Source organism: Pantoea sp. USHLN256 (assembly GCF_037149875.1).
In the GTDB taxonomy this organism is placed as follows: Bacteria; Pseudomonadota; Gammaproteobacteria; order Enterobacterales; family Enterobacteriaceae; genus Pantoea; species Pantoea nemavictus.
Genome location: NZ_JBBCQO010000002.1, coordinates 543,152 through 563,490 on the forward strand (window position 1 = coordinate 543,152; position 20,339 = coordinate 563,490).

Annotated in this window: 19 protein-coding genes; 9 read left to right on the forward strand and 10 right to left on the reverse strand. The window is 51.4% G+C overall.

The annotated features are described in order from the left end of the window. Nucleotides 1-2: 2 nt before the first annotated feature. Nucleotides 3-1,079, forward strand: coding sequence for a protein adenylyltransferase Fic (gene fic / locus WFL93_RS07385; protein ID WP_336777707.1), 1,077 nt, complete (start codon nt 3-5; stop codon nt 1,077-1,079). A 76-nt stretch (nt 1,080-1,155) separates the two neighbouring features. Here fic and WFL93_RS07390 read toward each other — a convergent pair whose 3' ends face one another. Together WFL93_RS07390 and WFL93_RS07395 are read right to left on the reverse strand one after the other, a co-directional pair. Next, complete coding sequence (locus WFL93_RS07390; RefSeq protein ID WP_007885872.1) at nt 1,156-2,553, reverse strand: YfcC family protein; 1,398 nt, start codon at nt 2,551-2,553, stop codon at nt 1,156-1,158. Next, nucleotides 2,541-3,692, reverse strand: a complete 1,152-nt coding sequence (locus tag WFL93_RS07395) for a M20 family metallopeptidase (RefSeq protein WP_336777708.1) — start codon at nt 3,690-3,692, stop codon at nt 2,541-2,543. The genes WFL93_RS07390 and WFL93_RS07395 overlap by 13 nt, the downstream gene beginning before the upstream one ends. A 114-nt stretch (nt 3,693-3,806) precedes the next feature. On the opposite strand from WFL93_RS07395, the gene WFL93_RS07400 reads away from it, so the two are divergent. From WFL93_RS07400 to WFL93_RS07420, 5 genes are all read left to right on the forward strand, one after another. Next, entirely contained in the window at nt 3,807-4,742 is a 936-nt protein-coding gene (locus WFL93_RS07400; RefSeq protein ID WP_007885869.1) for a LysR family transcriptional regulator, read from the forward strand. A 233-nt stretch (nt 4,743-4,975) separates the two neighbouring features. Continuing rightward, complete coding sequence (locus tag WFL93_RS07405) at nt 4,976-6,877, forward strand: acyltransferase family protein (protein WP_336777709.1); 1,902 nt, start codon at nt 4,976-4,978, stop codon at nt 6,875-6,877. A gap of 307 nt (nt 6,878-7,184) precedes the next feature. Beyond that, complete coding sequence (gene cspE / locus WFL93_RS07410) at nt 7,185-7,397, forward strand: transcription antiterminator/RNA stability regulator CspE (RefSeq protein WP_007885867.1); 213 nt, start codon at nt 7,185-7,187, stop codon at nt 7,395-7,397. A gap of 420 nt (nt 7,398-7,817) precedes the next feature. After that, complete coding sequence (locus WFL93_RS07415) at nt 7,818-8,894, forward strand: mechanosensitive ion channel family protein (RefSeq protein WP_007885865.1); 1,077 nt, start codon at nt 7,818-7,820, stop codon at nt 8,892-8,894. A 228-nt stretch (nt 8,895-9,122) separates the two neighbouring features. Beyond that, nucleotides 9,123-9,782 carry a hypothetical protein gene (locus tag WFL93_RS07420; protein ID WP_336777710.1) on the forward strand — a complete coding sequence of 220 codons (660 nt, stop codon included), beginning with the start codon at nt 9,123-9,125 and terminating at the stop codon, nt 9,780-9,782. 91 nt (nt 9,783-9,873) lie between these two features. On the opposite strand, the gene WFL93_RS07425 is transcribed toward WFL93_RS07420, so the two are convergent. Next, nucleotides 9,874-10,185, reverse strand: coding sequence for a hypothetical protein (locus tag WFL93_RS07425; protein ID WP_007885862.1), 312 nt, complete (start codon nt 10,183-10,185; stop codon nt 9,874-9,876). A 545-nt stretch (nt 10,186-10,730) separates the two neighbouring features. On the opposite strand from WFL93_RS07425, the gene WFL93_RS07430 reads away from it, so the two are divergent. Next, complete coding sequence (locus WFL93_RS07430; protein ID WP_336777711.1) at nt 10,731-11,942, forward strand: polysaccharide biosynthesis C-terminal domain-containing protein; 1,212 nt, start codon at nt 10,731-10,733, stop codon at nt 11,940-11,942. Between the two features lie 5 nt (nt 11,943-11,947). Beyond that, on the forward strand, nt 11,948-12,817 hold the full coding sequence (locus WFL93_RS07435) for an ATP-grasp fold amidoligase family protein (RefSeq protein WP_336777712.1): 870 nt from the start codon (nt 11,948-11,950) through the stop codon (nt 12,815-12,817). Nucleotides 12,818-13,199: 382 nt separating this feature from the next. Here WFL93_RS07435 and fucP read toward each other — a convergent pair whose 3' ends face one another. From fucP to WFL93_RS07470, 7 genes are read right to left on the reverse strand one after another with little or no spacing between them, the layout of a single operon-like run. Then, nucleotides 13,200-14,426, reverse strand: coding sequence for an L-fucose:H+ symporter permease (fucP, locus tag WFL93_RS07440; protein ID WP_007885859.1), 1,227 nt, complete (start codon nt 14,424-14,426; stop codon nt 13,200-13,202). 36 nt (nt 14,427-14,462) lie between these two features. Beyond that, nucleotides 14,463-14,813: an L-rhamnose mutarotase gene (locus WFL93_RS07445; RefSeq protein ID WP_007885858.1), complete on the reverse strand. Its 351-nt coding sequence runs from the start codon at nt 14,811-14,813 to the stop codon at nt 14,463-14,465. Continuing rightward, nucleotides 14,810-15,586 carry an SDR family oxidoreductase gene (locus WFL93_RS07450; RefSeq protein WP_049853221.1) on the reverse strand — a complete coding sequence of 259 codons (777 nt, stop codon included), beginning with the start codon at nt 15,584-15,586 and terminating at the stop codon, nt 14,810-14,812. Before WFL93_RS07450 ends, WFL93_RS07445 begins: the two co-directional genes overlap by 4 nt. Continuing rightward, nucleotides 15,564-16,418, reverse strand: coding sequence for an amidohydrolase family protein (locus tag WFL93_RS07455; protein WP_336777713.1), 855 nt, complete (start codon nt 16,416-16,418; stop codon nt 15,564-15,566). The genes WFL93_RS07450 and WFL93_RS07455 overlap by 23 nt, the downstream gene beginning before the upstream one ends. 1 nt (nt 16,419) lies before the next feature. Continuing rightward, the gene (locus WFL93_RS07460; protein ID WP_336777714.1) at nt 16,420-17,706 is read right to left on the reverse strand and encodes an L-fuconate dehydratase; all 1,287 of its coding nucleotides are present in this window, start codon (nt 17,704-17,706) and stop codon (nt 16,420-16,422) included. Then, a complete protein-coding gene (locus WFL93_RS07465) occupies nt 17,703-18,551 on the reverse strand; it encodes a fumarylacetoacetate hydrolase family protein (RefSeq protein ID WP_049853218.1) in 849 nt (282 codons plus the stop codon). The genes WFL93_RS07460 and WFL93_RS07465 overlap by 4 nt, the downstream gene beginning before the upstream one ends. Before the next feature lie 13 nt (nt 18,552-18,564). After that, the gene (locus WFL93_RS07470; RefSeq protein WP_336777715.1) at nt 18,565-19,305 is read right to left on the reverse strand and encodes an SDR family oxidoreductase; all 741 of its coding nucleotides are present in this window, start codon (nt 19,303-19,305) and stop codon (nt 18,565-18,567) included. A gap of 194 nt (nt 19,306-19,499) precedes the next feature. On the opposite strand from WFL93_RS07470, the gene WFL93_RS07475 reads away from it, so the two are divergent. Next, on the forward strand, nt 19,500-20,252 hold the full coding sequence (locus WFL93_RS07475) for a FadR/GntR family transcriptional regulator (protein ID WP_007885852.1): 753 nt from the start codon (nt 19,500-19,502) through the stop codon (nt 20,250-20,252). The last annotated feature ends 87 nt before the right edge of the window (nt 20,253-20,339 follow it).

A 20,339-nucleotide genomic window follows, 5' to 3' on the forward strand; every position in this document is an offset into this window, starting at 1 on the left:
ATATGAACTGGAAACCGGAAACGCCTTTCAACGATCTTCCCTTACTTCCGCCTAATCTCGAGCGCATTGAAACGCGAAAGGTACTTAAGGCGTGCATTACTGCACGTGCAGCGATAGCAGAGCTGAAAACTGCCGGCGAGTTGATCCCGGATCAAGGTTTACTGATAAACATACTTCCGCTAATGGAAGCAAAAGACTCTTCACGCATTGAAAACATCGTGACAACCAGTGATCAACTTTTCCAGTATGCCGATCGCGAAGAAAACGCCAATCCTGCCACTAAGGAAGCACTCCGCTATCGCACTGCGCTTTACAATGGTTATACCCATCTGGAAACACATCCCTTATGCACTAACACAGCTATAGCGATTTGCACGAAGTTGCGCGCCGTGCAGACAGATATTCGGAAAACTCCTGGAACAGTACTGCGCGACCAGAACAACGATGTAGTCTACACGCCACCTGTTGGTGAAACTGCGATTCGCGACTTAATGGCAAACTGGGAACGTTTTATACATGGTGACGATGATATTGATCCGCTGGTTAAAATGGCGATTTCACATTATCAATTTGAATGCATTCATCCATTTCCAGATGGTAACGGCCGTACTGGCCGTATCCTGAATATTCTTTATCTTATCCAGACGGAGTTACTGTCACTGCCTATTCTCTATCTTTCCCGTTTCATTCTGGAAAGGCGTGATGATTATTACTCCCTTCTTCGTGGAGTAACAGTCGAAAAAGATTGGGAATCCTGGATATTATTTATGCTTGAAGCTGTCGAGAATACTGCCCGTTGGACAACGAAAAAAATAGCTCAGATTCGCGCACTTATGGCTGAAATTACCGAGTATGTACGTGAAAAGTTGCCCAAAGTGTATACCCACGAATTACTACAGGTGCTATTTGCGCAACCTTACTGTCGAATTGAAAACTTGGTAGAGCGAGGAGTAGCAAAACGTCAGACGGCATCAATCTATCTTAAGCAATTGGTTGAGATCGGCGTGCTTGAGGAACTCAGTTACGGCCGCGAGAGGTTATATATGAACACGCGCTTGTTACAGGAGTTGAACCAGTAAATCAAATCAATTAGCTGGGTTTAATATTGAGTATGCGAAGTGACCAGGAAGCTCCTTCGAGCTTCCTGGTTTTATATCAGAACGGTCCCCAGTTGATCGCCACACCAATCAGCAGCATCACCACGCAGATAACAAACCACACGGCAATGACCGGCGCGACAAAGCGCAGCCATTTACCAAACGACACGTTGGCCGTGGCCAGCACCGCCATCAGCACGCCTGAGGTTGGGCTCATGCAGTTGACGATGCCTTCACCGAGTAGCACCGTCTGCACCATAACCTGACGCGTCAAACCGAGGTTATCGCCGAGCGGGGAGAAAATCGGAATCAACAACGCCGATTCGCCGGAACCGGATGAGATACCGAAATGCATCAACGCCGCGCTGATAAACATACCAATCGCGGCCGCCGTGGGCGGAATCGGTGCCAGCAGATCGGACAGGAAACCGACAATGGGATCCAGCACGTTGCCCTGTTGCAGCACCAGCGAAATAGAGGCCGCCATGCCGACGATAAACGCGCCCTTCACCAGCTTGGAACAGCCGCCGAGGAACGTATTGGCGATGTCCGAACCGCTCATGCGTCCCATCAATCCCACCGCGATGGAGAGCAGAATAAACATCGCCGACATCTCACTGGTGCCCCAGTGAAACTTCACCGCGCCGCTGATGAACAGGATAAGCGACAGCGCGACGGTACTCAAAATCAGCTTGTGACGACCGGTAACCAGCGCCGTTTGCCCGGCACCTTGCGCCTGTTGTGGACGCAGATGTCCATCCTGACGTGCGCGACGAATTGACCAGATCAGATAAGCCACGGCGCTGACCACAAACAGCAAACAGGTGATGCCGCGCAACAGCATGCCGGAGAACAGCGGCAGCTGCGCCAGATGCTGCGTCAGGCCGGTGGTCGCCGGGTTGAGGATTGCTACGTTAAAGCCCGCTGCACAGGTAAGATAAACCAGCGAGGCACCGAGAATCGGCGGCAATCCCATCGATCGCGCCACCAGCAGACCAATCGGCACAAACGCCACCACCGCATTCACCACCACGCCGGTGGTGCCGAGCAGGGCGAAGATAGTGCCGAAAATTAACACCATGCGCGTATCACTCAGGCGCGTGCTGCGCGAGAGCGAATTTAATGCCGTAGCAATCGCCCCCGTCTCCTCCACCACCGCCAGTACGCCGCCGGTGAACAGGATCAGAAAGATAATCGGCGCAGATTTCACCATCCCTTTGGCAATGGCGGTAAAAATTTCCAGCGGATAAACCCCGCTTTGCGGCACCGCATGCAGGCTATCTTTCACCGCAAACTTGATGCCGTCGCGCGTTACAAAATCGAATACGCCGGCTGGAATAAGCCAGGTGGCAACCGTCGCCAGCACCAGAATAATGAACAGCAGCATATACGGGCTTTGCCCGCTCTCCTGCACCGGTGCCGCGCTGCTGGCCTGCTGAATATTTAGCTGCGACATGGCGCTTCCTCCCCATCGTTTGCGAGGATCAGGCCCGCCACCAGCGCCGCGCGTGGGACGATATCAGCGATAATGATGTGTTCGTGGCGCGCGTGAATGCCTGCGCCGGTCGCGCCCAGGCCATCCAGCGTCGGTAAACCCAGCGCTGCGGTGAAGTTGCCGTCGCTACCGCCGCCGACCGATTTGCCCTCCAGCGCAAAGCCTAATGACTGCGCCACCTGCTGTGCGTGTTTAAACAGCAGCAATGAAGCCGGCGTCTGGCGCATCGGCGGTCGTTTCTGTCCGCCGCTGACGTTTATACCAATACCTGCGCTAGAGGGGGTTAGCTGGCTGATGGCTGCATCGATGCGCTCAGCTTCCTCTTCGCAGGTAACGCGCGTATCAATGCCCAACTCCGCTTTATCCGCGACCACATTGATGCGACCGCCGCCGTTGGCGATACCGACATTGACCGTGGTGCCGCGCTCTGGCGCATTCAACGCATGTAGCCGCAGAATTTGTTGCGCCATCTCATGGATCGCGCTCACGCCCTCTTCCGGATTGTTACCGGCGTGCGCCGCCTGACCGGTGATAGTGATGTCATAACGCCCGGTGCCTTTACGCGCGACCTTCAGCGCACCGCTGCCCGCCACCGCCGGTTCAACCACTAAAACCTGATCGGCGCCTGGCGCATGTTGCGCCAGCCAGTCGCTGGAGCTTGGGCTGCCCAGCTCTTCATCGCTGTTGCACAGGAAAACGATGCGCTTACCCGCCAGCTGGTCCAGCGCCTGTAGCGCTCGCACCGCCCACATCGCCTGCACCAAACCGGCTTTCATATCCAGCACGCCTGGCCCGAACAACTTGCCATCCTCTTCGCGCAGCGCCAGTTCGCCGTGATCCCAGACGGTATCGAAATGGCCAATGATGGTGGTTTGTGGCCCGTTTTCGCCGAGCGTGAACTTGAGGTGATTACCGTACTCAGGCTCTGGCGACACGCTGGCGCTGATGCCTAAACGCTGCTGGAACAGGCTTTGCAACACGTCTCCACAGCGATCAACCGCTGCTTTGTCGAGCGAAGGCGATTCCGCCGCCACCAGACGTTTGATGTCTCCCAGAATCTCAGCGGCATGTTGTTGCAAATAATCTTTTATATTTTTCATGTTATTACCCATCTGTCTTAGTGTCCGAGCCAGTATGCGCAGAAACATTGCCGTTAAAAAATGAGGAGTAAATGTTAATATTGTTGCCCTGAGAGCAACAGATTGGCAAAAAATATGACGCTGTCCACTTATCCCGAGAAAGCCATAAGTTATTTGTATGAAGTTGGCGTACATGGCGGCATTCGACGCGCGGCGGATGCGCTCGGCATCAATCCCTCAGTGATCAGTCGGCAGCTGTCGTCACTGGAACGCAGCCTGCAACTGCCGCTGCTGGAACGACGGGGCCGTAACGTGGTGCTGACCGAAGCGGGCAGGATGCTGGCGGAGGATTTCGCGCAGACCAGCCAGCGCCGCAAGATGCTGGAGCGCCAGCTGCAGGATTTGCGTCATATGCGTGGCGGCTCGATCAACATTCGCATCGGGCAAGGCATGGTGGACGATGTGGTCAGGCATGTGGTGCAGGCGTTTTCCCGTGCCTATCCGGGCGTATTTGTGAACATCATGTCGGGCGATATGCAAACCACGGTAATGCTGATTGCTAAAGGCGAAGTGGATATGGCGGTTAGCTTCGGACCGGCTGGACCACCGGGCGTGAAGTGCCTGAGTTTTCAGCGCGGGCCGATCTGCGCCATTGTGCCGCCGGATCATCCGCTGGCTGGCCTTTCCGCCGTCAGCGCCAGCGCATTAACCCAGCATCGCTTAATCGCCATGAATGAGAATTTTGGCTTGCAGCGCTACATCAACGCGATCTTCAAAAGTGAAGGCCTTATCTTTACCCCGTCTTACTGCTGCAACCTGTTTTCCAGCGCCATTGCCCTGACGCAGGCGGGTTTAGGCATCTCATTTATGACCGCGCAATCGGTGAAAGCCACGCTGCAACGCGGCGAACTGGTGGCGATTCCGATCGATCATCGCATCGCACGTGAAAGTCAGTGTCATCTGCTGCGCAGCGCCGATCACCGTTTGACGCCCGCCGCGCACTATCTGTGGCAGCTGCTGAGCCAGTTTTTTACTGCTTCATTAGAGGAGGAGGTATCAGGGATATTCTGAATATCCAGGCGTAATTCTACTTTTTAATATCGGCATGTATCTGGTCATTTAAAATTCATTAATAGATAACCCGATGAAAGATAAACTGGGATAAATGTAGAATAAGATAAATTACCCTACAGTCAGTTCCATTCAGCGCGTAATTAATTTATCTTGATGAAGTTTAGCGCTGTTGATTAGCATTACTCTACTATTTACATTGTCAGGTATATTCCTTACGTGGATAACGCCGAATGAATTTTCGCACCGACATTAATGGGCTGCGCGCCTATGCCGTAATGTTAGTTATTCTCTTTCACTTCGGTTTTACACGGGTGAGCGGTGGGTTTCTCGGAGTTGACGTGTTCTTTGTCATCTCAGGCTATCTGATGACGAGTATTATCCTGTCTCGCCTTAGAAATAACCGTTTCTCTTTACTGGCATTTTATGCCGCGCGCTGCCGGAGAATTATACCGCCCCTGATGGTGCTGTGCGTGATATTGATGCTGATGGGTTATTTTCTGATGCCGCCGGATGAATATAATAAAATGGCGGAGCACGCTGTATCCAGCCTCAGTTTTATCTCCAATGTGGTCTATTTCAAACAGGGTGGCTATTTTGATAGCGGTTCGGTATATAAATGGTTACTGCACACCTGGTCATTAAGCGTCGAGTGGCAATTCTATTTGCTATTACCTCTGGCACTGATGTTCACGGCGCGTTTCCTGCACCAGCAGTTTGCCTGGGCAATGGCAATCGCCGCACTACTTTCATTCGGCCTGGTGCTGGTGATGGTGGCTACCCATTTTCATCTCACGGCAACTTATTATCTGTTACCAACGCGCGCATGGGAGATGCTGGCAGGCGGACTGCTGTATCTGACACCGAAAACGGCCTTGAGCGGCCAACGCTGGATCCCACCCGTCGCTATTTCAGGGCTCATAATCTGTGCGTTGTGTTTTGATGAAAGCATGGCCTGGCCCGGCATCATGACGCTCATTCCTGTGTTGCTGACGGCACTGATCATCCATGCCGGCGTGCAAAACAGCCGGTGGCTGAACAACCGCATTGTGCAGCACATCGGTAAAACCTCTTATTCGGTTTATTTATGGCACTGGCCGCTGTGGGTATTCTGGCATCTGGTCAATTGGCCTATCACGCTGGTTAGCCAGGCGCTGCTGATCCTGCTATCACTGGCTGCGGGTTGGGCTTCGTGGTTGCTAATAGAAAACAAGCAGGGTTGGCTGAGTGGCAAAACCTACGTCACACTGGGACAAACTGCGCTGGTACTGTTAGTGGGCGTGTTCATTGTGGCAAACGCCGGGCTTCCTTCACGCGCTCCGCAGGTGATCGCCAGCATCAAACACTATTCACAGGAGCGTTTTGTCAACGGCGAAAAGTGTTTTGTCTTTAGTGGTACAACCTCGCCGCAATGCGTATTTGGTCGGGCTCGCCAGGTAAACCTGGTGGTATTGGGTGACAGCCATGCGGCGGCAATGTTGTCTTCAATTGTGGAAAGTGCCAGACCCAATGATGCAGTAGTGTTTATTGCGCAGTCGGGATGCCCGTCAATGCCGGATATTCATCGCAGCGCCAGCCCCGACTGCGGCGGTTTTGTGAAGAATGCGCTAATCGATATCGAACGGAAATATCCCCACGCTTCGGTGCTCATTATCAACCGTTTATCCTTCTACCTGCATGGCAGTTTTGGCAGCGGAAGCACGACGCCCGACTATAGCTTCCTGAATGAGAAGAGCTCGATTACTGCCTATCAACAGCATTTTGGCGCAGTAGTAAAACAGCTCGCCTCTCATCGCCGGGTATTTATCATGACGCCCGTGCCCGAGTTTGGTTACGACGTTATTTACCGCATGTCGCGCGATGCCATGCGCGGCAACGCATTGGCCATTCAGCAAACGCGAGCAGAATATCAATCACATAATCAGGAGACGCTGGCGATGTTAAATACCATCGCCGCACAATCCCCCAATGTCGCACTGCTCGATGCCACTCAGGCACTTTGTGATAGCAACTTCTGCTACGGTGCAAAAGACGACGTGCCGCTGTACCGCGATGATAACCACCTTTCAGAGGTGGGAAACAAGAGTCTGAGTGGCGTGTTTGCTGGTATGTGGCGGATGATTGATAGTATTTAGCGCGTTCTCATTAGGGATTAAACACTCTTTGGCCGCTTAAAAATTAGCGGCCGTTCAGCCATCCAGGTATTTAAACGGTTAAAATAAATAAACATATACGTTGCTAAATTATTATCGCTATGTCTTAATGCGTCATCGGTTTGGAACACAGACCTTATGAAAGCAGTTTTAGTAAAGCAGTCCTCAGTTCAAGTGTTATCCCTAGATATCCTTCTTCGAGAGCCTCCTCCTAAGTGCCCAATAAGTAAATCTTTCACTTCAGGCCATTATCGCCGCGTTGAGTGGCTCATCAATTAAGGAAGTATCTATGTCTAACAAAATGACTGGTTTAGTAAAATGGTTTAACTCTGATAAAGGTTTTGGCTTTATCACGCCTAACGATGGCAGCAAGGATGTATTCGTCCATTTCTCTGCTATCCAGAGCGACAACTACAAAACTCTTGATGAAGGTCAGCAAGTGTCCTTCACCATTGAAAACGGCGCTAAAGGCCCTGCAGCTGGCAACGTAACGCCGCTGTAAGCCCCGCCCATTATCAGTGACGCTTACAATAGCGATGAAGGCAACAGCCTGAGCAGATAAGTTCTGCTGATAATAAATAAACCCGCTTCGTGCGGGTTTTTTATTGTCTAAAATTTGCGTAACACATTATGGCAGGTCATTGCGGCCATCGACGTGCAGGCCTGGCTTTGCGGGCATCCTGTTAGCTAACAGCAAAAATGAGTTTTTACGCTAATTTTCAATAACCTGCGCTATCCCCCACCATCAAGTCACTCTCTCAATTCCTTTTTTTAACGGCCAGGGACGTCAGTTGGCTAAATTTTTCATAAACTTAAGGTGCGTTAACCATGTAATCCGCAGATAACCGGGAAGACAACGGTTACTGAATTTTTGTGACTTACCTGACAACCAAAGGTTGTTGGCTGGATATAAGGGAAAACAATGCCATTACTATTTGGTGAGTTATCTGGTGCTCCGGTATGGGTGCCTGCTGTATTGCTCGTCACGCTTTCACTCATACTGGGTTTCCTGGCTCGATTTATACTTCTCAGATTCATTCGCTACTGGCAGAGCCGTGACAGAAAGCTCTTCAAATCGCTTGAAAAGCATCTTAGTGGGTCGATGTTTCTTTTTATTCCCTTGCTGCTGATAAATGTGGGGGTTAACTATATAAGCATTCATCCGGATTCACTTGCCTTTATAACCACCACCACCAACGTATTTATTATCTTATCACTTTGCTCGATTTTAATTCGCTTGACGAATGTCGCTCAGGATATGTTGTTTATCCGTTATGACATTAATCTTTCAAATAATTTACGCGCCCGAAAAATACGCACTCAGATAATCTACGTTAAAAAGGTCGCGATCGTACTGCTCGTGTCATTCTGCCTCTCTCTGATTCTGTTGAGCTTCCCGGGAGTGCGAAAATTCGGCACGACAATCCTCGCCGGTGCCGGGGTTGCCGGGATAATCATTGGTTTTGCCCTGCAGAAATCGTTGGTGAACCTGTTCGCCGGTATTCAAATCGCCTTTACGCAACCGATAAAGATTGATGATGCGGTGGTGGTTGAAAATGAATGGGGCTGGATTGAGGAGATAAATCTAACCTACGTGGTGGTGCGCATCTGGGACTTACGCCGGTTGGTGCTGCCAATTACCTACTTCACCGAAAATGCCTTCCAGAACTGGACGCGGAATAATGCGCAAATATTAGGCTCGGTTTTTCTTTACCTTGATTACTCTATGCCCTTAGATCCTCTGCGTAAACATTTTGAAAAAGTATTGAGTGAAACCAAACTCTGGGATCAACAAACTCAGGTGCTCCAGGTTACCGATACTAATGATAAAACCATGACGATCAGATTATTAATGACGGCACAGAACTCCCCTACAGCCTGGGATTTGCGCTGCTACGTGCGGGAAAAAATGATTGAGTTTATTCAGCAAAATTATCCGCAGAGCCTGCCTCACGTGAGGGCAACACTGACTGAAGCCGCGACTAAAGAGTTGGCTTAGATCGTCGTGGATGACAATAAAATCAGGAAGATGATTGAACGGTCACCTCAACACGACCATGCAATTATCTCCTCAGAATAATGATTGCTGGTGATACCATTAAACCCTGAAGCTCAGGGTTTTTTATTACCTTAAATTTGATGATGCGATGCTGGAATGATTGCTGTATCCAACTTTTGCGACGTCAATCAGTTATGTAAAATGACTGCCTTATAAATAAGGATTTTTATGTTGCGCAAACCTCAGCTGGTCGGCTTACCCATTTTAATCACATCGCTATTTCTACTCACCGGCTGCCCGCCGCCTGCCGATTTCACCCAATGGCAGCGCCCTTCAACCACCGAAGATGACGTTAGGGCAGCGATGGCAGAGTGTGGCGAACCTACGGCAGGTTCATTAAGCCGCTTGCCCGCTAACGAACAGGCGTTGCAGTTCCAGTGTATGCAGCGGCTTGGTTTTACCCGGAAAAGTGGATTCGATTTCTGTGAAGTCAGGAAAACGCTTCCGGCCTGCGTTGAGGCAAAACAGGGGCATCCCCTTAGCGTGTCCCAACTTGAAGCGTTGCCTTTTGACGCTGATGAGGGCTTCTACCCGATAAAGCCGGATTCGGGCCGATCTGAAGATATGCAGGTTAGCTGGCGTAAAGTGGGAGCATCACAACACTATTCAGTTGAGGTTGCCAACAATCAGCAAGCGCTGCCGATGATGTACGCCTGCGGTTATCCGAAACCTCTCGGCTCGAATCTGCAGGTCGCCAGCATTGGACGCACAGCCAAAGCGCAACGCTGTATGATCGACCATGGCTTTGAACCGAAGAACAAAATGATGCTGGTTTGCCGACCTTATCCGCAGGTGACGGGTTGTGAAGGTAACGGCGAAGAAAGCTGATATCGCGTCATGTTCGCTCTGGCTGATGTCGATTGGCAGAACCAAAAATAAGTCATCTTCGGGGAAACCCGCAGATTGCCCCGGAAATAAGCTATAGAGGTGAAAGAGACGCAACCTCATGCTGAAAAACATAGGGATCAGAGATCAATTCAAAGACTTCATCACCCGGATACGTCACAGCCACATGATAGTGTTCTCCGGCAAATGCGCGTACTGCAGCCAAATCCTGCCAGTACGTCGCCAGGAAGAAATGCTCCCAATCACCCTGCGTTTGCCTCAGCACAAATGCGCCCTTGTTTCCTTGCACACTGGCTGAGTGCTCCACGCCTGTTTCGTCCAGGTGTTTAGCGAAGCTCTCCGCATGTCTTAGCGGAACGCAACCGTGCCATGTCCTTACAATCATTCGCTTTTCCTCTTTTATTTAGCGACGATAACCATAGCATTACAAGAGCGGATGTTCATGCTGGTTGAGATGCTCTGTAAGGTTAAAATATCCAACAATAAAGAATCTCTTTTGCATAAGCCAAAGCTGTGTCTGACTCTCCCCAACGACGTGTCCTGCGCCGCTTGCTTCAGGATATATTTTTAAATACAGCCTTCACGTATTAATAGGACCAATAATAATCCCGATCTCTATTTCCCAACCTGGCTGCAACACCCTACTAAATAATGGACGCAATATCTGGAAAAAATTGTCATTTATCTGATTAATTTAAAAAACCCTTCACTAATTTTATATCAGCAGCCAAACTATCGAGCAAATAAAATCTGAGAACAAAATAATGGTAGCAGTTAAGCGGCTTTTCGATTACGTGCCTGCCCCTTAACGACATATAGCGCCCATGCTAACGGAAGAAAGAATTATTATGAGAGATACATCACAAATAAAGAAATTATCAAAACCACATATATGTGAGACGTGAAATGTACTCTAACTCAATATGGATCATGTTAGAAAAGTCAGTCAACATTATTGGCTTGATATATATCAATGCCCTTATGGCAAAATACATTGGCCCTGAATATTATGGAAAGATAAACATCTCAACCTCTCTTTTTATATTCGTGCAAACGCTATCCTGGTTTGGTGGTCAAAATATTATATTTAAACGGATGAGTGAAAAAACAGATTCCGGAATTGCATTGGCGATGCATACCCAAAATCAGCGGCGTATATTCTTCCTCCTATCCTCTGCCGCAGTTTTAATCTATCTCTATTTATTCACTGATTTGATTGTATTCTTATTCGGCATTGCCAACTGCATCGCTACATATTATATTGTGATGGACTTCTTTTCCATCTACAACAACACTCAATTGAAATCTAAAATAAACACGATAACAAATGTAGTGGGTTTGTCTGTCGCGTTATTAATCAGGTTCTACATTTCATATTTTAAGCTGCCCATTTACTACTTCACAATACCTATTATCGTTATCCCAATCATCCCTTACATCATGCGTATCATCTATTTTAAGCAAACCACCAGCTTAAAAGAAAAGAGCAAGGGTGCCGGAATGTATAACCGGCATATGTTGTACACTGGGGGAGCTTTAATTTTATCAGGTTTATCAGCAGATATTTACACTCAGATATCGAGCATATTTTTGGCTAATATCCTTTCGTACTCTAACTTAGGCGTGTATAGCGTAGCGCTGACCATAGGAGGTGCATGGTCATTTGTAGTTCTGGCCTTGATAACAAGTTTCTTCTCAAAAATATACAGTGAAAAGAACCAAATAACCATTGATATGCTACTCATGAAAATCAATCGGCTTGTCATCCTGTTTTCGCTTATTGCTTTGGGTGGCTTCTATATTTTCGGCGATCTCTTCATACATTTACTCTATGGCGATAAATATATGGGTTCAGTCAATATTATTCCCATTATCATTATTGGCACAATGTTCTCTTCACTAGGAACAATTTGCTATCGCTATATGATTAAAGAGTCTGGATACACTTACCTGGCTAAAAAAATGGTTTTATGCTGCATCTTAACTATACCATTGTCCTGGCTAATGATTAATGCTTTCGGGATAAATGGTGCTGCATACTGTTTCTTGATTGTCGAAATTTTATCTTGCACGTTACTTAATTATTTTTTCAGAAATAAAACAATCTTCAAAATGCACCTTAACATTTTCAAACCGAGATAACCTTAATGAAAATGATAAAAAACACAGTGAGATCTGCATTAAAAATAAGCGCTTATATGTACCCTGAGTTTTGTGCTAAAACCCACTATTTTATTAAGTTCAAGAAAAAACTAAACTTAACCAACCCGACAAATTTCAATGAAAAAATTCAGTGGTTAAAATTTAATGAGTACAACGGTGACATTTATACTATATGCGCTGATAAATACAAGGTCAGGGAGTATATCTCTTCCAAAGGATGCGATGAGATTCTTAATGTCCTATACGGTGTGTATGATGATCCGCAAGATATAGACTACAATGCACTACCCAATAAGTTTGCCCTTAAGTGCAACCATGGCGCGGGCTATAACATAATCTGCAATAACAAATCATCACTTGACTTTGAAAAGACCAACAAACAGCTCAGTAAATGGTTAAAAGAGGATTTCTCAGCCAATTTTATTGAGCCGCAGTACAAGAAGATAGAAAGGAAAATATTATGTGAAAAATACATTGAAAATGAACGAGGTGATTTCCCTGATGATTATAAATTCTACTGCTTTAATGGAAAACCCTACGCAGTAATGGTTTGCAAAGAACGAAAAAATGGAAATCCCAAATTATATTATTTTGATATGAACTGGAATCCACTTCCTTTTGAGGATACAGTTGAGTTGATAAATAAAAATGATTACCCAGAAATGCCAGATGGCTTTCATAAAATGAAAGATTATGCGATTAAACTAGCATCAGATTTTAAATTTGTCCGTGCTGATTTTTATCTTCTCAATGGTTACGTTATTTTTGGCGAGTTAACATTTACCCCTTCTGCGGGACTCGATGTTACATTGCGCGAAGCCGATGCTATTTTAGGAAACCAACTAAAGTTGTAATTTATACGTGATCTTTTTACTCACTAATGGAGCAGAGAACCAGATTATTTAATCCGGCTGCTCCGCATCATTTTTTAATAAAATGCCATAGCTTAGGATCTTTGTGCCAAAGGCGGGTATTGAATACCACCGCATCCTGACAGTGTTCACATCGCATCAATAAGCAGATTTAAATTTTAAACTACGGCTTCTATTAGAAAATGAAACGGGCCATAACATGGCCCTTGTGCTCTGAACTTACGTTTGGTTCCGTTTAAGCATTAGTTTCTGCCCCCTGCCCGATACTGCAAGTGGCCTAAGTGACTGAAGCTCAACGTCGACCTCATGACCTGCTGATCCGCACGCGGGCGGCTTGGGAAACCGTGCATAATCAAAGACGCCATCATGCATATCTCCGCTGCCTAAGCGCATAGACCAGCACAACGACAAAGCACAGCAGCGGCAAACCGTAAGCCACGGCCGTACTGACTTTGTCAGAGATCAGCCCCATGAAATAGGGCATTATCGCACCGCCGACAATTGCCATGATCATAAACGAGCTGGCCTGTTTGGTAGACTGACCGAGATTTTTCACTCCCATGGCAAAGATGGTCGGGAACATGGTGGACATAAAGAAGAAGATGGCGATAAGCGCGATGACGGAGACATCACCAGCGCCCAGCATCACAATGCCACACAGCACGATGTTGATCAGCGCATAGGCCGCCAGCATCGCTGCCGGTTTCACTCGGCCCATCAGCCAGGTGGAAAAGAAGCGTCCCACCATAAAACAGATCATCGCAACCGAAAGCATATAAGCCGCGCTTTGGTTAGTGACGCCGTGCCAGTGCTCGGTGGCGTAGTTAATAAAGAAGGCGCCAACCCCAACCTGGGCGGCGACATAGAAGAACTGCGCAATCACCCCGCCGACAAAGTGTTTTTGCTGCCATAACGTGGCGCCGGGCTGCTGCACATGTTCGCTCGCGGACTCACGAATGTCCGGCAAGGCGGTACGTTTAAATAACAGCGCAATAGCGAGCACCACACACGCAATCACGACATAGGTCATTTTGACGCTGTCCTGCGCGGCTTCCTGACTGGCATGAGTAAAGAACAGCGAGCCACCAATCATTGGCCCAACAAACTGCCCCAAGCCATTAAAGGATTGCGCCAGATTAAGACGACGCTCCGCGCCGTTGGCATCGCCCAGCACCGTGGCATACGGGTTAGCCGCGGTTTCCAGGCAGCCAAGCCCGCAAGCCAGCACGAACAGCGCCAACAGAAATACCGAGAAATCATTGACCATCGCCGCGGGTACAAACAGCAGCGCACCAATGGCGTACAGCGATAATCCCGCCAAAATGCCGGCCTTGTAGCCGTGACGACGCATAAAATAGCCGGCCGGCAGCGCGACAATAAAATAGGCACCGAAATAGGCCGCCTGTAATAGTCCCGATTGCGCTTTCGTGACGTTTAACGTTTCCTGAAAGTGTTTATTCAGCACATCCAGCAGGCCGTATGACACGCCCCACATGAAAAACAGGGTGGTAATTAGCATGAACGCCCAGCGCAGGCTAATAGTTCCCCCGACGCCCATATTTTCTGGCGTCTCGACGCGTTGTGTAGACATGGTTATATCCTCGTAGGGTACAGTCGGTAAGTGTTGTTATTGGTCCTGCAAAGAGAATATTCGCGCCATCGCCACCCATTTTTCCCCTGCGGGCGTCCACGGCGTTGGCTGCTGAAACTGCCACATCAGCGCTTCCCAGCGCTGAATATGCGGATTCTGTTCAGCGGCCTGAGCAAAATCCTGCGCGTTAAACCGATCGTTCACCTCCATCACCATAAAAAGTCGGGTGCCAAGCCGGTAGATCTCCATATTGACGAGGCCATGCTGGCGCAGATGCTGCGCCACTTCCGGCCAGATGCGTTGATGCAGGCGCTGGTATTCAGCGATCTTGTCGGCCTCATCCACCAGATCCAGCGCCAGACAATAGCGTTCGGTTACGCCACTCATAACAGCGCCCGATCGAGATGCAGATAGCCGCCATCAACGCTCAGCCACTCGCCCGTGGTGTGGGAAGCGCGCGACGACAGCAAAAACACGACGGTGTTAGCGATCTCTTCTGGTGTGGTCATGCGTTGGCCGAGTGGAATACGCTGGGTGATTTTCGCCAGTTCGCCCTGCGGATCGGCAAAGGTGCCGATCCAGCGCTCATACAGCGGCGTCATCACTTCGGCGGGCACCACGGCGTTAACCCGCACACCGCTGCTACGCAGTGACACCGCCCACTCCCGCGTCAGTGCCAGAATTGCCCCTTTCGCCGCGCAGTAGCCGCTGGTGCCGCCCTGCCCGCTCAACGCGGTTTTTGAGGCAATATTAACGATGGCTCCTCTGCTGTTTTCCAGCGCGCGCTGGCAGAAATGCGTCATCTGGTAATAGTGGATAAGGTTCTTTTCCAGCGAGCTGACAAAAGCACTGCGCCCCGCTTCCAGCCCAACGCCATCGTTGACGCCCGCATTGTTCACCAGTCCGTCGATGCGGCCAAACTGTTGCTGCACGGCTTCAACCGCACGCTGGCAGTTCTGCTCATCGCACAGATCGGCCAGCAGCACTTCCGTTTGCGGTTGCAGCTCGCGCAGGCTGGCCAGCCACATCTCATCGGGCTGCGCGTTGCTGACGATCACCGGAATGGCGCCCTCTTCCGCCAGCAAACGTGAGATGGCGGCACCGATGCCCGATCCGCCGCCGGTGACGATAATCACTTTATCCTGCAAAAACAGATTCATGCTTCTCTCCTGTCAGGCTATATACCTGCGCCGCCGTGTTGCCCCAAATGGCGGCCTGTTCGTCAGCTGCAAGCTCAGCCGTCGCGTCCTCAATCAGCTGCGCCACTGCGTGGTACTCCGCTGCCAGCAGGCAGACGGGCCAGTCTGAGCCAAACATCAGGCGCTGCGGACCGAAACGCGCCAGCGCCTCATCGATAAAAGGCCGCAGCTGCGCACTGTGCCATTGACCCTGCGGCGCCTCGGTCACCAGACCCGATAATTTGCAGACCACGTGCGGCATTGCGGCCAGTTCCGCCACCTGTTCGCCCCACGCCTGCGCGCCGCGCGCAATATCCGGTTTGCCAAGGTGATCAAGCACCAGCCAGTGGCGATCGTGCTGCGCGGCAAATTGAGTGGCGTCTGCCAGATGCCGCCAGGTCACCAGCATTTCCCATACGTAATCACGCTGCTGCAGCTGACGGATGCCGCTCGCCACGCGCGGTTGTCGTAGCCATGCGGCGGGATCGCGCTCATCCTGCACCTGATGGCGGAATCCCCGCAGCAGCGGATGCTGCAACGCTTCCAGCTGCGGCGTCAGGTCCATCGCGCTGACGTCAATCCAGCCAACCACCTGTGTTGCCGCTTGCTGCTGCGCCCACTGCAACAGCTGTTGCGTCTCCGCTACACACTGCCGCGCCTGAACCGCAATTGAGCCCTGCAACTGACGTTGCGCCAGCAGCGGTGCGAGATCGTCCGGTAAATAATCCTGTTGCAGGCGCGTCATGGATTCCGCGATCCACGCATAATCCTCCGCGTCGTAGCGCCAGAAATGCTGATGAGCGTCGATTCGCACCTCAGCCTCCCTGCGCGCGATAGCGGTAATGCTCGCGCGAAGCGGGATACATCTCGATCGAGAAGCCGGGCGCGGTGGGCGGCATATAGGCGGCGCCGCGCACTTCGCACGGATGTAAAAAGTGTTCATGCAGATGATCGACATACTCAATGACCCGGCCTTCATGGCTACCGGTAATGCAAACGAAGTCGATCATCGACAGGTGCTGGACGTATTCGCACAATCCAACGCCGCCGGCATGCGGACACACCGGCAACTGATATTTCGCTGCCATTAGCATCACCGCCAGTACTTCATTTACGCCGCCGAGGCGACAAGCGTCGATCTGCACTACGTCAATCGCTTCGCGCATAATCAGTTGCTTGAAGATGATGCGGTTCTGGCACATTTCACCGGTTGCCACCTTCACCGGCGCGACGCCCTGGCGAATTTTGCGATGCCCTTCAATATCATCCGGGCTGGTGGGTTCCTCAATAAACCACGGTCGCGCGAAGGCCAGCTGCTGTACCCAATCAATCGCGTCATTCACTTCCCACACTTGGTTGGCATCGATCATTAACTGGCGATCCGGTCCCAGCACTTCACGCGCAATGCGCACACGGCGAATATCATCTGCGAGGTCACGTCCGACTTTCAGCTTGATGTGTGAGAACCCGGCATCGACCGCCTGCTGGCACAGGCGACGCAGTTTATCGTCGTCGTAACCGAGCCAGCCCGCCGAGGTGGTGTAGCAGGGATAACCGTGCTGCTCCAGCTCACGGATGCGCTGCGCTTTGCCAGCCTGCTGCGCCGTCAACAGTGCCAGCGCTTCATCCGGCGTGATGCAGTCAGTGAGGTAGCGGAAATCGATGCAGCGCACCAGCTCCTGCGGCGACATATCGGCCACCAGCCGCCACAGCGGCTTCTCTTCCGATTTCGCCCACAGATCCCATACTGCGTTGACCACCGCGCCGGTCGCCAGGTGAATCGCGCCTTTATCCGGGCCGATCCAGCGCAGCTGGCTGTCGCTGGTGATGTCGCGCCAGAACTGCCCCATATCGGCGGTGATTGACTCCAGCTGACGGCCGACAATCAGGTGTTCCAGGGCGCGTATCGCCGCACAGCAAATCTCATTGCCGCGCCCAATGGTAAAGGTGAGTCCGTGACCACTCATCGCCGCGTTATCCGTCTCGATGATGACGTAAGCAGCCGAGTAATCCGGATCCGGATTCATCGCATCCGAACCGTCAAGCTGTTCGGAGGTGGGAAAACGGATATCCTCCACCCGCAGTGCGGTAAGTCTGGTCATTGTTCGCTGCCCTCGGTGATTTGACGCTGCTCGCCCAACCCGGCGATACCTAACCTGATGACTTGCCCCGCACGCAGATAGACCGGCGGTTTTTGTCCCATGCCGACGCCCGGCGGTGTGCCGGTTGAGATGATGTCGCCCGGCTGCAGGCTCATAAACCGACTGAGATAGCTGATGATGTGTGCGACCGTGAAGATCATGGTGCGGGTGTTGCCGTTCTGATAGCGCTTGCCGTCCACTTCCAGCCACAGATCGAGCTGCTGCGGATCGGCGATTTCATCGGCGGTCACCAGCCACGGACCAATCGGACCAAAGGTGTCGCAGCCTTTGCCTTTGTCCCAGGTGCCGCCGCGTTCTATCTGATATTCACGTTCCGAGACGTCGTTGACCACGCAGTAACCCGCCACATGTGACAGCGCATCCGCTTCTGCGATGTAGCTGCCGCCTTTGCCAATCACCACGCCCAGCTCTACTTCCCAGTCGGTTTTCACCGAACCGCGAGGAATGCGCACCGCATCGTTTGGCCCCACCACGGCGCTGGTCCATTTGCTAAACACCACCGGCTCTTGCGGGATGTCGGCACCGGTTTCGGCGGCGTGATCGGCATAGTTCAGGCCGATACAGATAAATTTGCCGATATGCCCAACGCAGGCACCAATGCGCGGTTGGCCGCTGATTTTGGGCAGTTCACTGAGCGGCAGCTGACGCAGCCTTTCCAGTTCTGCAGGCAGTAGCGCATCGCCGGCGATGTCATCGATAAAGTGCGACAAATCGCGCAGTTCACCTTGTTGATCCAGCATTGCCGGACGCTCTTTTCCCGGCTCGCCCACTCGTAATAATTTCATGACTGCACTCCTGTTAGTTGCTCCAGCCGCCATCAATAATCTGTGCGGTGCCGGTGATGTAAGCGCTGGCATCAGAAGCCAGATAGGCCGCCAGATAAGCGATCTCCTCTGTGGTACCGATACGGCCAATGGGCTGACGCGCGACAAAGGCGTCATACACTTCCGCCTCCGTGCGGCCTTCCGCCTCGGCCTGCGCGGCGATGCGCTGGCGTAGCGAAGGCGAATCGACCGTGCCGGGGCAGATGGCGTTGCAGCGGATGCCTTCACCGATGTAATCCGCCGCCACCGAGCGCGTCAGACCAATCACCGCCGCTTTGGTCGCACTGTAGGCAAAGCGATTGACCACGCCTTTCACGCTGGATGCCACCGATGACATGTTAATGATCGAGCCCTGCTGCTGTTGCAGCATCCCCGGCAGAAATGCCTGAATCATGTGAAACATCGCCGTGACGTTGAGGTCGAGCGCGAACTGCCACTCCTTTTCGCTGCACGCCAGCAGGCTGCCGCTGTGGACCACACCGGCACAGTTAAACAGCACATCGAGCGTGCCGAGCTCCTGCGCCGCCGCGCTAATTGCCTGACGATCGGTGACATCCAGCTGATAAGCGCGGATACCTTGCAGATCGTGTAGCGCGGCAAGGTTGATATCGCTGGCAATAACCTCTGCGCCCTGCTGCGCAAAGTAACGCGCGCTGGCCAAGCCGATGCCTTGCCCGGCGGCGGTGATTAACACGCGTTTTCCGGATAAATTCATTGCATTTCCTCTGGTCCAAAGATCTAATGGTCAGGCCATTAAAAGTGAGTTTTACCCTTGTGAGAGGGCAAATAACGCTGGCAACTTTTTCGCTGACGCATTACGTTTTATTGACAATTGCGTAACATTGACAAGTGTGCTGATGATTATTTGTGCATCCGATCACTTAATTTATTTAGACAGGTAGCAGTGCGATGCCGATAAAAAAGATGGAAAACCCCAGGCTTTACAGACAGATAGCCGACCAGTTGATCAAGCTTATCGACAACAACGAATTTCCTCCCGGCAGTCGCCTGCCAGCGGAACGCGAGTTGGCCGAGCAGCTGCAGGTGAGTCGCGCATCGGTACGTGAAGCGCTGATTGCGCTGGAAGTGATTGGGTTGGTGGATGTCAAAGTCGGCAATGGCGTGATTGTGAAAGCGCGGTCGAGTACGCAGGAGCCGGTGATGATGCAGGCCGGGCGCAACCAGTGGATTGAGCCGGACGATGAGCTGGGGATCAATCTGGATTTCTCCACCGAGCTGCCGCCGTTCTCGCTGCTGCAAGCGCGACGCCTGATTGAGCCGGAGGCCGCTGCCCTGGCCGCTGTGCATGCCAGCGATCAGGAATTGGCGCTGATCCGCGCGGCCTATCTGCAAAACTGCGAAGATAATCGCGCGCAATCGCGCACCCATCCCGGCGACCGTTTATTCCATATTCGCATCGCTCAGGCGAGCGGCAATCCGGCGTATGGTTTTATCATTGGCCACCTGCTCGGCCATCGCTATGGCAGCATGTTCCGTATGTTGCAGGCGCACTATACGCCCAGCGATATGCCGCTGGTTTCGGAAACCGAACATATGGACATTCTCTCGGCGCTTGAAAAACGTGATGCGAAGGCAGCCCGAGCCGCGATGAAGAAGCATATCGACCGGGTGATTGCGACCTTTGAGCGGGTGCAGGAGTGAACGCGCCCGCTGTGGACTGCTTTTCCCAGGTTGGCAATGGCTGTCAAACTCACTGCGAAAATAGCCGAACCGGACACCAGACCCGCC

Bases quoted from the DNA above. Each gene is read 5' to 3' on its own strand.
- fic (WP_336777707.1), top strand. From the start codon at position 3: ATGAACTGGAAACCGGAAACGCCTTTCAACGATCTTCCCTTACTTCCG.
- WFL93_RS07390 (WP_007885872.1), bottom strand. From the start codon at position 2,553: ATGTCGCAGCTAAATATTCAGCAGGCCAGCAGCGCGGCACCGGTGCAG.
- WFL93_RS07395 (WP_336777708.1), bottom strand. From the start codon at position 3,692: ATGAAAAATATAAAAGATTATTTGCAACAACATGCCGCTGAGATTCTG.
- WFL93_RS07400 (WP_007885869.1), top strand. From the start codon at position 3,807: ATGACGCTGTCCACTTATCCCGAGAAAGCCATAAGTTATTTGTATGAA.
- WFL93_RS07405 (WP_336777709.1), top strand. From the start codon at position 4,976: ATGAATTTTCGCACCGACATTAATGGGCTGCGCGCCTATGCCGTAATG.
- cspE (WP_007885867.1), top strand. From the start codon at position 7,185: ATGTCTAACAAAATGACTGGTTTAGTAAAATGGTTTAACTCTGATAAA.
- WFL93_RS07415 (WP_007885865.1), top strand. From the start codon at position 7,818: ATGCCATTACTATTTGGTGAGTTATCTGGTGCTCCGGTATGGGTGCCT.
- WFL93_RS07420 (WP_336777710.1), top strand. From the start codon at position 9,123: ATGTTGCGCAAACCTCAGCTGGTCGGCTTACCCATTTTAATCACATCG.
- WFL93_RS07425 (WP_007885862.1), bottom strand. From the start codon at position 10,185: ATGATTGTAAGGACATGGCACGGTTGCGTTCCGCTAAGACATGCGGAG.
- WFL93_RS07430 (WP_336777711.1), top strand. From the start codon at position 10,731: ATGTTAGAAAAGTCAGTCAACATTATTGGCTTGATATATATCAATGCC.
- WFL93_RS07435 (WP_336777712.1), top strand. From the start codon at position 11,948: ATGAAAATGATAAAAAACACAGTGAGATCTGCATTAAAAATAAGCGCT.
- fucP (WP_007885859.1), bottom strand. From the start codon at position 14,426: ATGTCTACACAACGCGTCGAGACGCCAGAAAATATGGGCGTCGGGGGA.
- WFL93_RS07445 (WP_007885858.1), bottom strand. From the start codon at position 14,813: ATGAGTGGCGTAACCGAACGCTATTGTCTGGCGCTGGATCTGGTGGAT.
- WFL93_RS07450 (WP_049853221.1), bottom strand. From the start codon at position 15,586: ATGAATCTGTTTTTGCAGGATAAAGTGATTATCGTCACCGGCGGCGGA.
- WFL93_RS07460 (WP_336777714.1), bottom strand. From the start codon at position 17,706: ATGACCAGACTTACCGCACTGCGGGTGGAGGATATCCGTTTTCCCACC.
- WFL93_RS07465 (WP_049853218.1), bottom strand. From the start codon at position 18,551: ATGAAATTATTACGAGTGGGCGAGCCGGGAAAAGAGCGTCCGGCAATG.
- WFL93_RS07470 (WP_336777715.1), bottom strand. From the start codon at position 19,305: ATGAATTTATCCGGAAAACGCGTGTTAATCACCGCCGCCGGGCAAGGC.
- WFL93_RS07475 (WP_007885852.1), top strand. From the start codon at position 19,500: ATGCCGATAAAAAAGATGGAAAACCCCAGGCTTTACAGACAGATAGCC.